This is a genomic window from Nocardia sp. NPDC051750 (assembly GCF_044453135.1).
In the GTDB taxonomy this organism is placed as follows: Bacteria; Actinomycetota; Actinomycetes; order Mycobacteriales; family Mycobacteriaceae; genus Nocardia.
In genome coordinates this window covers 53,609-67,749 of the sequence record NZ_JBITCK010000006.1, presented here as the reverse complement: position 1 = coordinate 67,749, position 14,141 = coordinate 53,609, and the positions used below count along the sequence as shown (strand labels likewise).

Sequence of the window (14,141 nt, the reverse complement as noted above, 5' to 3'; positions counted from 1 at the left end):
GTCAGAGCCCGGTGGACAACTGCACGACGACCTTCTCCTGGGTGATCTCACGAACGGTGAGGTCCAGACCCTGCGTCGTTTCGGTCGACCCCATCGGTACAGTCACCTCCTGGCCCGCGACCTTCAGCGTCACGATATCGCCCTGCACCGCCGCGAGCTCGACATCGACGCCCAGGACGCTGATCTTCGCGTCCACGCCCCGGTCGAAGGTCACGGTGCAGCCGCTGACGTCGCATTGGCTCGTCGCGCCCGCGCCGGTGGCGGTACAGGCGGAAACACCCAGGGATGCGGTGGCTACGAGCAGAGCAGCGGCGATGAGCCGTCGAACAGACATGCGCCCAGTCTAGGGAGCGGACGCGGTACCGGCCCCCGGTTCGGCGCCGGTGCGGTCACCACGGGGCGCGGGTGGCCCGGATCTCGGCCAGCGACATCCCGCGGCGCCGGCGGGCCAGCGCTCGCAGCGCACTGGCATTGACGTAGCCGACCTCGCGGGCCACCGCCTCCACCGTGAGCCCGGTGGTGCGGAGCAATCCGGTGGCCCGGTCCAGCCGGATATCGTCGGCGAAATCCTTGGGCGACATACCGAGCGCCGCGCGGGTCGCCCGCTGCAGGCTGCGTTCGGTGACGCCGAGTTCGCGGGCGGCGGTGGTGATCAGGAACTGGTCCGAGATGTGCTCGCGCACCCACCGCTCGTAACCGACTATCAACGGGTTCCCCCGGGCCACCACCTCGGGGATGATGTAGTCCGCCTGGCTGGTCCGGTCCTCGATCGCCAGGTAGCGCCGGGCCCGCTCGGCCAGCTCCGGACTGGTCCGATATACCAGCGACAGCGCCATATCCATATGCGACAGCGAGGCGCCCGCCGTGGTGATGCCGTCACCGTGACAGACGATGCTCCGCTCATCGAGGTCGACCCCGGGATAACGGCCGCGAAAACTCGCTCCCAGCCACCAGCTCGTCGTCGCCGGTGAACCGTCGAGTACGCCGGATTCCGCCAGGAAGAACGTCCCGGTACAGGCCGCGGCGAGGTGCACGCCATGGGCGTGTGCACTGCGGATCCGGTCGAGGAGCCACGCATTGCCCGGATCCGAGACGAGTTCCACCAGGGGGCCGGGCTCGAAGACACTGACGGCGGCCACCGCCACGGCATCGAACGGTGCGGACACCTGACTCAACGGAACGGTCGGCACCAGCTTGCCACTGCCCGAGAGGACCGAACTACCGAGGGATACCGTGCGCACATTCCACGCAGCAGGTGGATGGTCGAGTTCTTTGCGGAGAACGTTCGCTGTGCTGAATGCCCCCAGCAGGGCACCCAGGCCGAGGTCACCCACACCGTCCACGACGAAAATGCCCACATCCACGCTGGCAGGATACGGACAGGCACTCAACCATGGAAACCGAGCGGTCTGTTCAGCCCCCTTGCGTCGCAGTCACGAACAGTCGGGCACATGTCGCAAACCGATCGCATCCTGTCGCTTCCGCCCCTCCGCTCGATGTGTCCCACCCAGTAACGTCGAGCCACAGCGGTGCCGTCGCTTTCGGTGACGGCACCGTATTCGTGTGAACATCGGAGACCAAGGGTGAACGGCCGGCTATGACCACTGCGCAACTCGCGCCCGCGACGCACGGACCCGCCGCACCTCGCCCACACCTCCGCACCGCGCACCCCGCCGAATATCCGGCTGGATACCGCGTATAACGCGAAGGCGATATAGCACCTCGCGTCGGTCCTTCGCTGATCCCGCTGTGGAGGCTTCTCCGGATCCGGTGTGTACGAATATATGGTTGCGGCGCTGCGGGGTGCGCCGCAGCTTTACCTTCGTACACACCCGGATCCGGAGGATGTAGCCATCTGGTCAGCGCACGGCTCGGAATCCTCGCGCCCCGCCGGTCACTCGGCACGCATCGCGTGCCCAGTCGGCCCCACTGATCCTTCCGGTGCACACCACCTCAACAACCTGTAAGAACTGTTCGGCGACGGCCTCTTCCGCGCACCGAGATATATCCCGTCGACTCGGATCCCACCTGCACGGCGCCGAGCTCGGTCCCTACTCCGCCCGATCGCCGCCCGGATCATCCCCATCGGTGAACAGTCGGGGCACGTGACCTAGGGATACTCGAAAAAACTTCTCGAACAACCGAACCGCGTGAAACCGAGGAAAGTACCGGAATGACCAGCACCACCGAAACCACGTCGGTCTCCGAGAAACCGCCTGCCGCCGGTGTGCGCGCGGGTCTGTTTCGAGATCCCTTCCGGTACCTCATGGATGCCGCCGCCCGGCACGACGGCCTGGTCCGCATAGGCCCCGCCCTGCTCAACGTCTACGTCGTCAGCCATCCCGACTACATCCGCCGGATCCTGGTCACGAATGCGGCCAATTATCCGAAAGGCTCGATGATGGCTCCGTTCCGGACGGCATTGGGCAACGGCCTGGTGACCAGTGAGGGCGATTACTGGAAGCGTCAGCGGCGGCTCATGCAGCCCGCGTTCCACAGTGAACAGTTACAGGCCATGGAAGCCCACATCGCCGGATGTGTCGAGCGCGCTGTCGAGCGCTGGCGGCGCGCCGCCGCACAAGGCACACCGCTCGACATCATGGAGGAAGGGACCCGGCTCAATGTCGAGATCGTGCTCGGCACACTGTTCAGCACCTCGCTCGACGTCGAGCGCGCCGAGCGCCTGCGCGCACTCACCTCCCAGGTATTCGCCGGGCTGGCGTCGAAGGTATGGACCTTCTTCGTCCCGGACCGGCTTCCGTTGCCGGGTGCGACGGCCTATCGACGGGCCGTGGCCGAGCTCGATGCCGAGGTCTACCGGATCATCGCCGAACGACGGACCGCCGCCACCCGGCCCCGAGATCTCCTGGGCCTGCTGCTGGACGCCGAGCATGCCGACACCGGAGAGCGGATGAGCGATCTGCAATTGCGGGATGAGGTCTTCACCTTGTTCATGGCCGGCTACGAAACAACGGCCACCGGGACCACCTGGATCTGCTACGAACTCGCCCGGCACCCCGAAATCGCCGATGCCGTGGCCGGCGAACTCGACCGGGCCGGCGTGCGGACACTTCCAGCCTTTGCCGAGCTCTCCCAGCTCGGGTATCAGCGCCGCGTGATCGACGAAGCGTTCCGGCTCCATCCCGCATTTCCGATCTGGTTCCGCACTGCCGTCGACGCCGACATCCTCGGCTCCTATCGACTGCCGGAAAACGCGAAGATCATCGTCAATCCACATATCACCCACCGTGATCCGCGGTTCTGGGAGGATCCCGAAGCGTTCGACCCCGACCGGTTCACTCCCGACCGCTTCGACTCCGCCCGTCGGCACGCCTACTACCCGTTCGGGAAAGGTAGCCGGGTATGTATAGGGGAACGGCTGGCGGTCACGATCACGCAAATGGTGGTCAGCGCACTGGTTCGCAACTTCGAGTTCACGATAGTGGAGGGCTTCGAGGTGATCCCGCGATATGTGGTCACCTGTCAGCCCAAAGGAGGACTGCCGCTGGTGCTCCGGGAACGCTGAGTGGGAAAGCGCGCCGCCACAGACGACCTGCTCGTAGCAACCACCGATATCGCCTGGCGGATCGGGTACTTCACCGAGAGTCCGAGCCGAAGGGCCTGCGCAGAACCCCGGAGAGCAGGGTACGTATCCGTGTTCGTCTCCGGCGATTTGACTCCCGATCCGACACGGTTAGGATCCCCTATCAGAGCATTCGCAGCGGCGAATGCCGGTTGCCGTTCGGCGGAGAGCCCGGAGAAGCAGGTCTAGGAACGCGGATATATGTACGGCAGCGCGCCCCGGTCGCGTTTTCCCTTTTCCCACCCGCACTCGAACAAGCCTGGCCCGCGGTGAACACAGCCCCCACCGCGATCTCGCGCGATCCCGGGTTCACGAAGCGGATCAGCAGGCGCGGAGTCCTGGCCCTTTCCGCAGCTGTGGCGGCGGGCCTGACGACCAGTGGCTGCACCGGCAGCGCAGCACGGGTCCGGCTGGGTACCGCACAACCCGGGGGTCAATTCCACGAGTTCGCCTCCGCTCTCGCCGCCGCGGCGGAGAAGTACAGCCGATTACGGATCGAGCCGATCGTCACGGAAGGTTCGTTCACCAATCTGAGACTGCTGGCGCGCGGGGAGATCGATGCGGCACTCACGCTCGGTGACGCAGCGAGCCCGCACGACAGTGGTCTCGCGATCGGGCGTGTGTACGAATGCTATATCCAGGTCGCGGTCCGGCCCGATAGTCCGGTCCGGCACTTGGCCGACCTCCGCGGGCAGCGAATGGACCTGGGGCTGGTCGGGTCAGGTTCCGCCGTGACCGGCGAACGACTCCTGCGCACCGCGGGTATCACGCCCGGGACCGATATCACGATCGAGCACCGGAACCTTTCCGCAGCAGTGCGAGCCCTCCAGCGCCGGGAGGTGGATGCGATTCTGTGGGGCGACGAGGTGCCCACCCCGGTATTCGAGCATCCGACACGGCTGCGCTTGCTCGACCTCTCCGAATGGGTAGCACCGATGTACGAGCGGTCCGGCTATCCGTACGACACCGTTTCGGTTCCCTCGAATACCTATCCGGGATCCGGTGCCGTGGACACGGTCGGCGTACCGACTCTGCTGCTGGCGTCACCCGATCTGGCAGACCACGCGGTAACCGGTATCGCCGAGCTCCTGCTCGGTCACGGTGATCTCCTCGTACCCGCACAAACCATCGGTTTCCAGTTCCTGGACCGACGATGGCTGGTCGGTACCGGTCAAGTACCGCTGCATGCCGCCGCGGCAGCCTACTATCGAGCCGAGCACGGATGATCAGCGTTTCTCATGCGGTGTCGCGACGGGCACACGGACAGCGATCCGGAGCCCATGCGGTTGCGCCGACTCGACGGACAGCTCGCCGCCGTGCCGGGTCGCCAGGGCAGCCGCGATCGAAAGTCCCAGTCCCGTCCCGCCCGCCGCCGCCGAGGCCCCGCGGAAGAAACGGTTCACCAACTGGTCCAGCTCGGCCGGAGAAACCCCCACCCCGTCGTCGGTCACCGCTATTCGCACGCATTTCTGCACGATCTCGACAGTGACCCGGGTTGCTGTGCCCGCGCCGGCGTACCGCGAGGAGTTGCTCAAGGCGATATCGAGTATCTGATCCAGTACCTGGCCCGGTATCGCGGCCACCAGATCGTCCGGCACCGGCGAGGGTTCGACGGCCAGCGTCATTCCCGCCGCTTCGAAGGCCGGTTGCCATTCGTCCACTCGATCGGCCACCGCAGAACGGACCAGGCATTCACTCGGCCAGTCCCCGTCCGGGTGTGCGGCGGCGAAGCCGGTGGGCGTCTCGGCCACGGCCAACCGGAGCAAACCGTCCAGCACCGACGAGAGCCGGTCCACTTGATAGCTTGTGCGACGATACGCGGCGGCACCTTCTTCGGGAATGAACCGCTCCAGCGATTCCAGCCGGATCGCCAAGGCCGCCAGCGGGTTACGGATCGCGTGTGCGGTGTCAGCGACCAGCTGCCGCTGGGCATCGACCGATTCGGTGACCGCCAGCGCCATCGAGTCGAACGACTGCGCAAGCATCCGGACTTCCGGCGGCCCGCCGTAGTGCCGCTGCATAACACTCGGCGCCGCCGCTGCGACAGGTTTCGGTAGCGAGCCGGTCAACTGGCGCACCGAGCTGGACAACCGCATGAGCGGACCGAGGATCCAGCGGCTCAGCAGCACCGCTACCACCGCGAACACCGCCAGCGCCGTCCAGGAAAGGAATGTGATGACTGCCAGACGGTTCTCGATATCTTCGATCGCCTCGCCGGTGGAGGTCTCGATGAGCACTGCGCCTTCGATTCGTACCCCGCGGCCGACGGGAAGCGCCACCAGCATCGTCTCCGGATCCCACGGACGCAGCCGGTGCGGTGGCTGCCGAGCGTGCCTGTTCCGCCGTGCCTCGGTCAGCAGTGTTATCACGGCCGGATCGTCCGACGGCACGCCGGAGTTCGCCACTTCCCGGCCCGCGGCATCGACCACGATCACCGAATCTCCGTAGAGTTCGTGGTACCGATTCATGGCCAGCAACAAGGATTCGGTGTTGCCCGTGGTTATCGCTTCGGCAGCGAGATCACCGAACCATTCGGCATCGACATACCTGCTGAACCATAATTCCTGGGTACGCCCGGTCGCCGACGACGCACCCAGCGGAAAGGCCAGCCCGGCGACGGTCAGTGCAGCCATGACCACCAGGATCGCGACTAGTCGGTTGCGCATGCCCACCGGAACTCACGAACCCCACCGGTACCCGAACCCCCGGATCGTGGTGATCAGTCCCGGCCGCCCCAATTTGCCGCGCAAAGTGGAGATGTGCACGTCCAGTGATCGTGAGACCGCAAGAAAGGCATCACCCCACACCTGGTCCATCAACATCTCCCGGCTCACCGCACAGCCCGGACGGCTGACCAGAACCTCCACCAGTTCGAATTCTTTCTGGGTGAGATCGACGGGCGAATCACCGACAGTCACCTCTCGTGCGCCCAGATCCACTCGAACATCGCCGGTGACGACAACCCGGTCCGCGCCGGCACGGTCGACGGGGTTGGCTCGCCGGACAACGGCCTCGAGCCGGGCAATCATCTCGGCGACCCGCGGTGGTTTCACCAGGTAGTCATCGGCGCCGATGCGCAATCCTCGCACCACACTGCGCTCATCATCGCGCGCGGTGAGAATGACCACCGGGACCGAACTCACCTCGCGTAACTTGCGCAGGATGTCCAGCCCGTCACCGTCGGGCAAACCGAGGTCGAGGATCACAGCATCGTAATTGCGGTGACCGAGCAGGAGATCCGCGCCGCGAGTCTTTCGCTCGGCGTGGTATCCGCACTCCTCCAGCACCTCGACCAGCGCATCGCCCACATCGTCGTCGTCCTCGACCACCCCGAATCGGATCCGCCGGCGTTCTGGCTCCGGCCCCACACCACTATCGGGCCTTTCTACCTCGTCTCGGGTCACGAACACATACTCCTTCAGGCCGGGACGACCTACCGTAGGGCCAATCGAATGCACTGGCACACCCCATCTTTGCCGATCAGCGCTACTCCGGAGCCGGTGGACCCCACCCATCCCGATGATCGAGCGTGCAGTGAACCGCCGGATAGACGACGGGCGCGGGCCGGTCGGTTCCCGACCGAGGACGAACTGTCGGGCTGCACTATCGAACACCACACTGCGCCCTCATTTCGGGATCTCAACCGGAGCTTACCGGTCGTTGATATCCATACGGAGAAGAAAGCCGAGGTCAGGCGATCAGAGTGCCGCGTGCGGTATCGGTGACCCACAGCGGCAGACGTGGAGCGATCCGATCCAGCAGGATCCTCGCACGACCGTCCTTGGCCGCGGCGAATTCATCCGCGGTAATTCCGACCACCTGCAGGAACTGCAGTGCTCCATGCGGGGTGTCGATTGTCGCGAGCTCGGGGTCTTCGACAAAGGCGAGACCCCGAATGGCGCTTTCCGGGCGATCCGGGTCGATCCCGGCACTCACCTTCATCGTATGTCCCGGCGCGAACCATTTGCCCGAATCGAAGACATACCGGCCGAGCTGCTGCAGTAACCCGGCCGGCCACACGGGCGGCGGCGAGCCATCCACGATGCGGGCAACACGAACTGTGAATTCGAAACCCCAACCGGATATCTCCGGGTTCGTGGATTCTTTCTCGTACAGTTCCGACATCCCGTATCCGACATAGTGCCAATGCGGGCGGGGTGATTCCCTCGGGTAGACGCTGATTCCGTCGAGCGGATCCGGACCACCGAGTCCCCAGGGATGCTCCGTTCCCAGATGAAATGGCGCGTCGTGGCCGTACAAGCCGGACAGGGCTTCGTCGATTGCATCCCAACCTTGCGAATCACTCACCGGCAGTAGGTTACTCGTTTTCGCGCGCATTCCCGAGAGGCACGAGATCAGCCCTGTGTAAATCCACGTGCCGTCCGGGAAGAGAATCTCGCCGAAGATGTTGAACCGGTTCGCAGGCAACAGACATCGTTCGATCGACACGGAGCTGAATCCGGACCGGTCACAACGGGTATCGACCTGCCACGGCAGCCCTCGGCCGGTTCGGATGTTCCGGCCCACTGAGATCGCGGCACCGACCGGCGACACCTCATCCGGACTGTCGAACCACCTGCCAGTTGCATAGCAGTACCATTCTCGGCAATCAATAGGCAACCCGCCAGTAATACGCTAACCTCTGTCTGTTCGTCACACGGCATGTTCCACGTCATGCGGTAACAAGCCGGTTCGGTTGATATCGAGGAGTGCAGCGTCCAATGTTCGGTAGCGCTGCCGGCGCGACAAATATCAATCGGCGCAGAATTCTCCATCTGGCGGCAGCGACTGTGGCTTTTGCCGTAGCGGCATGCACCACCCCACCCCATCGCATCCGCCTCGGCTCCGGGCTCGAGGGCGGACTGTTTCACGAATTCGGCAGTACGCTGGCCGAGGCGGCAGAGCGTTCGACAACCGTCCGGATCACCCCGGTACCGACCGCCGGATCGGTAACGAATCTGGATTTTCTCGACGCCGGCACCATCGACGCGGCCCTCACACTCGGCGATACCGCCATCGCCATCGGCACTCGCGGGCTTGCGATCGGCCGGCTCTATGAGAGTTACATCCACGTGGCTGTTCGCGCCGAAAGTCATATCCGGCAGATGAACGATCTGCGAGGCGCCCGAGTGGATGTGGGTGTGGCAGGGTCGGGCGCGGCACTCACCGCAGAGCGGTTGTTCCGCACGGCGGGGCTGGAGCCCGGCACCGATATCACCCTCTACCACCGAGAGTTGTCCGAAGCGCTCCCGGCGCTGCGATCCCGAGCCGTGGATGCGATTGTCTGGGGCGCCGGCTTGCCGACCTCCGGAGTCTCAGCGCCCGCCCCGATCCAGCTCCTCGATCTCGGCGACTGGGTGCAGCCGATGCGAGAACAGTTCGGTTACCCCTACGACCGGGTGCCGGTTCCCGCCAACACATATCCCGGAGTTCCCGGGTTCGAGACGATCGGCGTGCCGGTTCTGATTCTCGTGGCGCCCGACGTCGCCGACAACATCGTCGTTGCCCTGGCCGAACTCCTTCTGCACGACAGCGGCGCGCTGGTTCCCGAACGCGCGCGCGGATTCCAATTCTTCGACCGGCGCTGGCTCGTGAGCACCGGCAACATTCCGCTGCATCCCGCCGCAGCCGCCTACTACCGCAGCCAACACGGCTGAAGCAGATAGTGCCGGTCCGGACCATTACTGTCGCTCATCGCGACGCCGGATGACCCGCAGGCCGTTCGACTCACCGATTCCGCCGCCGTCCTGGGCGAGCATCATCACGCCCAGGAGCACAAAGCCGAGCAGCCACCGGCCCACCGCACGCCAGAAACCGGACCGGGCCCCGGTGGTTGCCCGGACCACCCGGAGACCGAACACCAGTTTACCGAGACTGCCCCGGAACAGCACAGTGCCGACTACATGGTTGACGAACGAGGCGGCAAGCGCGATACCGAAGACAGTTGGGGCGAAGACCAGGTCGGTCAACGAGTATTGCAGCAACCCGGCGACGGCTGCGATACCGATCAGTGGGGCCAACAGGAAGTCGGTCATTGCTGCCCAGATCAGCCACCCCTCGCCCGCCTCCTGCGGCACGCGCACAGGTGTGAGCCCAGGGCGGAATCGGGCCCCGGCGGCGGGATCGTAACGGTATGCGTTCACAAGGCCCGATTGTGACCGATTGCCGGCGAAACGTACCCCTGGGCGATGCCGAATTCTTCTCCACGTCGCTATCACCACAGGCCGGAAGGTGGATCAAGGAAATGTAAAACCACCGCGCCGGCCGGTGTCGGTGGTGACTACGACGCATTCCAGGAAACCTACGGCCCCGAGGACGGCGGATACGCCTTCCCTGGGGGCCCGGGCCCGATCGATCGGCTCGATGTGCTGGTCTATCGGTCCGATCCGAACGATGTGATGACATCGTTCGTGACCGTCGGGTTGTCGGTCGAGCAGATGCCGGTCGGCGATACTTCCGGCCGCGCCCATCGCGCCGAGCTTCGTCTCGCGCGGCGTGGCACGGTGAGCGAGGCCGAAGAAGCAGCCATCGCGAAACAATTGGCCAATATCGCCGCACACCCGTGGACCACCGGAAATCAGCTCGACTGGGAAAAACCCTCGACGTCGATACCGAGTTTCCTGCCTTTCCCGGCTGCCGATCGGTCCTCCTGGCAGGCCCGCACCAGGCAGGTGTGCAGATCATCAACGTCGTGCCCCTCACCGACGGTGAGCGGGCCCGGGCCCGCACCATGCGCCCGTTCGACTTCGTCACCGAGCTCATGGCCGAAGTCGACGTATTCACCAGGCGTTCCGGGATGACCGCGGACTGAGGTCCCCTCTGCACAGAGTGGCTGTCCCGTCCGTGAGTTACTCCGGCCGCGGAACCGTCCCGCCGCGGACGCGATCGACCAGCGAGTCCGGCCGGGCGGGCAGCGCATCGCCACGCCAGGCGATGCGCTGATCGGGACGGACCAGGATCAGCCGTTTCCCGTACCGCTCCACCGCGGCATCGGACGGGAGATCCAGGATGTCCACCGGCACGGCACGATCGGCGGCCGCGCCCACGAACGGGCCGACATCGGGGAGATCCGGGCCGATGCGCAGGAGCGTGAAATCCCGGCCCAGGTGATCGTAGACGGAGCCGCCGTCGGCGAAGGTGAGATGCGGCAGCCGGGCTCCCGGTGCCGTGGAGGGCTGGTAGATGGAAATGGTGAAGTCGGGTGGTGGCCGATCGTCGGCGAGCAGCGGCGAACTGTAGTAGTGATATCCGAAGCTCAGTCCGATGGGTTTGTACTGGTCCTGATCCGCTTTCTCCGCGGCGCGTGCGAGCTGTTCGCGGAAGGCAGCACCGGCGGGGGTGTCTTCCTCGTCGACATCGGTTGTCACCAGACCGAGCAACGCCTCCCCGATACCGGTGGCGAAACCGGAGATGGCTTCGGCGACGGGGCGCCGTTCGGCCTCGTAGGCCGCCAGCAATCCCGGGCCCGCCCAGCCGTCGTACACCGCGGCCAGCATCCAGGCCTGATGCGCCGCCTCGCTGATTCCGGTGTTCATCCCCATTCCAGCCATGGGTATCCACAGGTGGGCGGCGTCACCGGCGAGGAAGGGTCCGATCGCTGCCGTACCGGTCGGCGACGAGCCGTCGGTCGGTCCACCGCTCGACGCCGAGGATCTCGAACGGCACCGGGACGCCGGCGGCCTGGGTGATCAGTCTGCCCGGATCGACGAGAGAGGTGTCCGTTCCAGCGGGCAGAAAGGCATGCAGCAGCCACAAGTCCTCGCCGTCGATGGCGACGCTGACGCCCAGCACGTCACGATTGACCGACCAGGTCATCCAGGTGTGCGGCTGGATGACGGCACCCAGTTCCGGCGCCCGGAAATACACCGACACCGCTCGGAGTACGGTGTCGGTGCCGACGCCCCTACGACGGTAACGTGATCCGGTACGGCTCCGGGCCGCTGATCCGGGTGCGGTAGCTGACATCGGTCGGATAATCCGCGGGCAGCCCGGCCGAGCGGAGTCGCTCGGCAATTCCCAGCCGACGGAAATGTTCCATCGACCTTGCACTCACCGAGCTGGCCCGCCGGGACGGTCAGCGTCCGATCGGATTCCTCCACCACGAGGCACGGAACCCCGTCCCGCGCAATGTCGAGGTAGGCGCGGCTGTACCCGGTCCGATGGAAGTGACGGCACCACGAAGCCGCTCACCGACAGGGATCGACTCACTCACCGCGCACCGTTCCCGGCCGCGGGGCCAGCCGGAGCGCGAACAGCAGGTCGGTATTGCGAACGTACTCCGGTTGTTCGACGCCACGGAGCAGCCCCGCCCGGCAGATCCAGCTCCGATGCCAATGGTGCTGCTCGGGCAGAGCCACAGCACATTGCGCGGCGGTAGCGCGGAGCACACGGCCGGCGCCTCCGATGGCACCGGCGAACAGTTTCGGACCGCGCTCCGCCCGGTTCTCCTGATACAGGTAAGCCTCGCGCAGCAAGGCCTGGGCCGAAGGCGGTACCACCCACACGTACGCATCGGCGGCCCGGGCATAGCCGACCGGCCCGGTGAAGATCAGCGCATCGCCGGTCAGGGCCGTGCGCGGCACAGAAGCGAGTTCGACCATGGCAGCACCGGTGAAGAGCGCCGTGGCCAGGGCTGCGGCATCGACCGGATCGGAAACGCGGCTCCGGATGCACTCGACAGTCCGTTCGTCGAGTCGCACGGTACTCATCCCGGGGCCCACCGAAGCATTGAGGTCCGCGGGCAGATCCAAGCGCATCCCGTGCAACAGGAAGGCCGCCTGCGCGCCACGCAACCGGACAACCGTGTGACCGCGCCCCGGGCTGCCGGCCACGAAAGCGCCGAGGAAGCGATAGAGGCCCACAATATCCAGCCATTCGTCGATCCGGCCCGGCCCGGATCCCCCGGGCAGGAAACGCCGGGACGGGCGCAGCGGGCGCCGCGGGCGCAGCACGGTACGCAGGTATTCGGCCTGCGCCCGCTCCTCACCTGTCAGCCAGACGGGGTCGACCCGGCGATCCAGGTCGTGCCGGCAGGGGTGACCGGTGCGTGCGGCGAACCATCGGCAGGTCGCTTCGAGACCCGCCGCGTACACGGCGTCGACGCGCGCGAACTCCTCCGGTGTCAGACGGCGGTACGCGTCGGCGCGGAATGTGGCGACGTCGCTGTCGGGGATGCGGGACAGTAGATGATCGCCGGTGGTCATCGCTACCTCGATGCGAGACGCACGTCCGGCGTCGCGATATCCCATCTGGCGGGTACCGGGTTCCGGTGGCTGGTTCCGGGCAACCCCCGCACCGGGCGCCGGGCGCCCGGTAAGCCACTGTCGCAGTGCCGGTTCGGGCATCCCCGGTCTTCGCGACGCCGACCGGACGTCCTCGACGGACAGCTCCTTGTTCTCCTCGGGCTCGGCCAATCGGTCCAGTGGAGACGGACGCAGCGTCGGGCCGCTCGTCTCGGTCACAGCAACGACCTCCTCGGCCCGGGGTCCGGACTATAACGTTTCGCCGGTGCGATGCAGCACATTCGATCACCTATCCGGCCCGTTCGACAGCAAATCAACCAGAACTTAACAGCTGTTGACAATTCAGCATCCGCTCGGGGAGTTGCGCGATGTTGGCAGTTCATCCGCTACGAAATCCCGCCGGCAGGGCATTATCCGCATCCACGCTGGAAGCGAGGCCGCTCCACGGAGCCGAGCTACCGCAGAAAATGTTGGCCGGTCGATTGCCAGACATTGTGAAAACCATAAATTCAGATATATGGATCGAGCGGAGTCCCGGACACCGGCAAGCCGGCCGAGCCCACCACACCGCCGTCTTCGCGCTCTTCGTAGCCTGGAACCAGGTCGGTCAACGAGTACTGCAGCAATCCCGCGACCACCTCGACGCCGATCCTCGGAGGCCGGCAGTACATCGATGACGGCAGACTGGATCAGCCAGCCAGCAGCAGCAACCGCCCCCCGGCCACTGCCGACATCGACGACAGGGCGCAAATCCGAGACAACGAAGGTGCTGGCGATCATGACTCCCGCTCCGCGGAATAGCCCCAATACTCCTGCCTGCCAGCTAATTTCACACGGCACGTATCCGTACAAAGCACTTGTTTCGGAATTGCCGGAAGCACGGCCTGCCGGGGGTCCGTCGCAAACCCTCCCACGGCCCGCAACACCGGGCCGGCGCTCATCGAGCCACGAGTGTCCGATATACAACAACGAATAATGCGTAATCAACTGTCGATCAATATACTCGGCTTGCGTCGGGCGAATTATGCCGTCGATCATAATATTTCGAGGTATCACAATTGTCCACCGCCCCGGAAATCCCGGCCCGGAATCCCTGGAATAAAGTCAAAGGATAGTCAAGATTGCCTGCGGAAATGCACAAGACGGTCCGTTGTGGATAGTCTGTCACCGCGACCACCGCCCCCCGGAGCCGGGGGCTCTTCGGGAGGTGGTGGTCTCCCGCAGCCGGCAATCCAAGCTGGCAAACCTGCTGTTCACGTTCGAATTGCAGCGGCGACTCACCGCATCCGGTGCCGCGACCCGAGCAGTGGCAGCGC

13 protein-coding genes and 1 pseudogene are annotated in these 14,141 nt (G+C 65.4%); 5 read left to right on the top strand and 9 right to left on the bottom strand.

The features are described 5' to 3' along the window. Window position 1: 1 nt before the first annotated feature. Both ACIA75_RS25165 and ACIA75_RS25160 read right to left on the bottom strand, forming a co-directional pair. A complete protein-coding gene (locus ACIA75_RS25165) occupies window positions 2-334 on the bottom strand; it encodes a hypothetical protein (protein WP_397108087.1) in 333 nt (110 codons plus the stop codon). 55 nt (window positions 335-389) lie between these two features. After that, a complete protein-coding gene (locus ACIA75_RS25160; protein ID WP_397108085.1) occupies window positions 390-1,364 on the bottom strand; it encodes a GlxA family transcriptional regulator in 975 nt (324 codons plus the stop codon). Between the two features lie 809 nt (window positions 1,365-2,173). Between ACIA75_RS25160 and ACIA75_RS25155 the strand changes: the two genes are divergently transcribed. Together ACIA75_RS25155 and ACIA75_RS25150 are read left to right on the top strand one after the other, a co-directional pair. Then, window positions 2,174-3,526, top strand: a complete 1,353-nt coding sequence (locus ACIA75_RS25155; RefSeq protein ID WP_397108083.1) for a cytochrome P450 — start codon at window positions 2,174-2,176, stop codon at window positions 3,524-3,526. A gap of 326 nt (window positions 3,527-3,852) precedes the next feature. Beyond that, complete coding sequence (locus tag ACIA75_RS25150) at window positions 3,853-4,809, top strand: TAXI family TRAP transporter solute-binding subunit (RefSeq protein ID WP_397108081.1); 957 nt, start codon at window positions 3,853-3,855, stop codon at window positions 4,807-4,809. On the opposite strand, the gene ACIA75_RS25145 is transcribed toward ACIA75_RS25150, so the two are convergent. The 3 genes from ACIA75_RS25145 to ACIA75_RS25135 form a co-directional block, all read right to left on the bottom strand. Further along, window positions 4,810-6,216 (bottom strand): sensor histidine kinase, encoded by a 1,407-nt coding sequence (locus ACIA75_RS25145; RefSeq protein WP_397108079.1) that lies wholly within the window; start codon window positions 6,214-6,216, stop codon window positions 4,810-4,812. Window positions 6,217-6,261: 45 nt separating this feature from the next. Continuing rightward, window positions 6,262-6,924: a response regulator transcription factor gene (locus ACIA75_RS25140; protein WP_397109064.1), complete on the bottom strand. Its 663-nt coding sequence runs from the start codon at window positions 6,922-6,924 to the stop codon at window positions 6,262-6,264. 349 nt (window positions 6,925-7,273) lie between these two features. Beyond that, window positions 7,274-7,891: a suppressor of fused domain protein gene (locus tag ACIA75_RS25135; RefSeq protein ID WP_397108077.1), complete on the bottom strand. Its 618-nt coding sequence runs from the start codon at window positions 7,889-7,891 to the stop codon at window positions 7,274-7,276. A 413-nt stretch (window positions 7,892-8,304) separates the two neighbouring features. On the opposite strand from ACIA75_RS25135, the gene ACIA75_RS25130 reads away from it, so the two are divergent. After that, complete coding sequence (locus tag ACIA75_RS25130) at window positions 8,305-9,240, top strand: TAXI family TRAP transporter solute-binding subunit (RefSeq protein ID WP_397108075.1); 936 nt, start codon at window positions 8,305-8,307, stop codon at window positions 9,238-9,240. Between the two features lie 24 nt (window positions 9,241-9,264). On the opposite strand, the gene ACIA75_RS25125 is transcribed toward ACIA75_RS25130, so the two are convergent. Further along, the gene (locus tag ACIA75_RS25125; protein WP_397108073.1) at window positions 9,265-9,666 is read right to left on the bottom strand and encodes an RDD family protein; all 402 of its coding nucleotides are present in this window, start codon (window positions 9,664-9,666) and stop codon (window positions 9,265-9,267) included. Between the two features lie 105 nt (window positions 9,667-9,771). On the opposite strand from ACIA75_RS25125, the pseudogene ACIA75_RS25120 reads away from it, so the two are divergent. Both ACIA75_RS25120 and ACIA75_RS25115 read left to right on the top strand, forming a co-directional pair. Then, window positions 9,772-10,164, top strand: a pseudogene (locus tag ACIA75_RS25120) (suppressor of fused domain protein); the annotation flags it as partial. A 92-nt stretch (window positions 10,165-10,256) separates the two neighbouring features. Continuing rightward, complete coding sequence (locus ACIA75_RS25115) at window positions 10,257-10,394, top strand: hypothetical protein (RefSeq protein ID WP_397109132.1); 138 nt, start codon at window positions 10,257-10,259, stop codon at window positions 10,392-10,394. Between the two features lie 37 nt (window positions 10,395-10,431). Here the strand turns inward: ACIA75_RS25115 and ACIA75_RS25110 are convergent, their stop codons facing one another. From ACIA75_RS25110 to ACIA75_RS25100, 3 genes are all read right to left on the bottom strand, one after another. Further along, on the bottom strand, window positions 10,432-11,118 hold the full coding sequence (locus tag ACIA75_RS25110; protein ID WP_397108071.1) for an FAD-dependent monooxygenase: 687 nt from the start codon (window positions 11,116-11,118) through the stop codon (window positions 10,432-10,434). 37 nt (window positions 11,119-11,155) lie between these two features. Further along, on the bottom strand, window positions 11,156-11,455 hold the full coding sequence (locus ACIA75_RS25105; RefSeq protein ID WP_397108069.1) for a hypothetical protein: 300 nt from the start codon (window positions 11,453-11,455) through the stop codon (window positions 11,156-11,158). Between the two features lie 332 nt (window positions 11,456-11,787). Beyond that, complete coding sequence (locus ACIA75_RS25100) at window positions 11,788-13,044, bottom strand: hypothetical protein (RefSeq protein ID WP_397108067.1); 1,257 nt, start codon at window positions 13,042-13,044, stop codon at window positions 11,788-11,790. Between the last annotated feature and the right edge of the window lie 1,097 nt (window positions 13,045-14,141).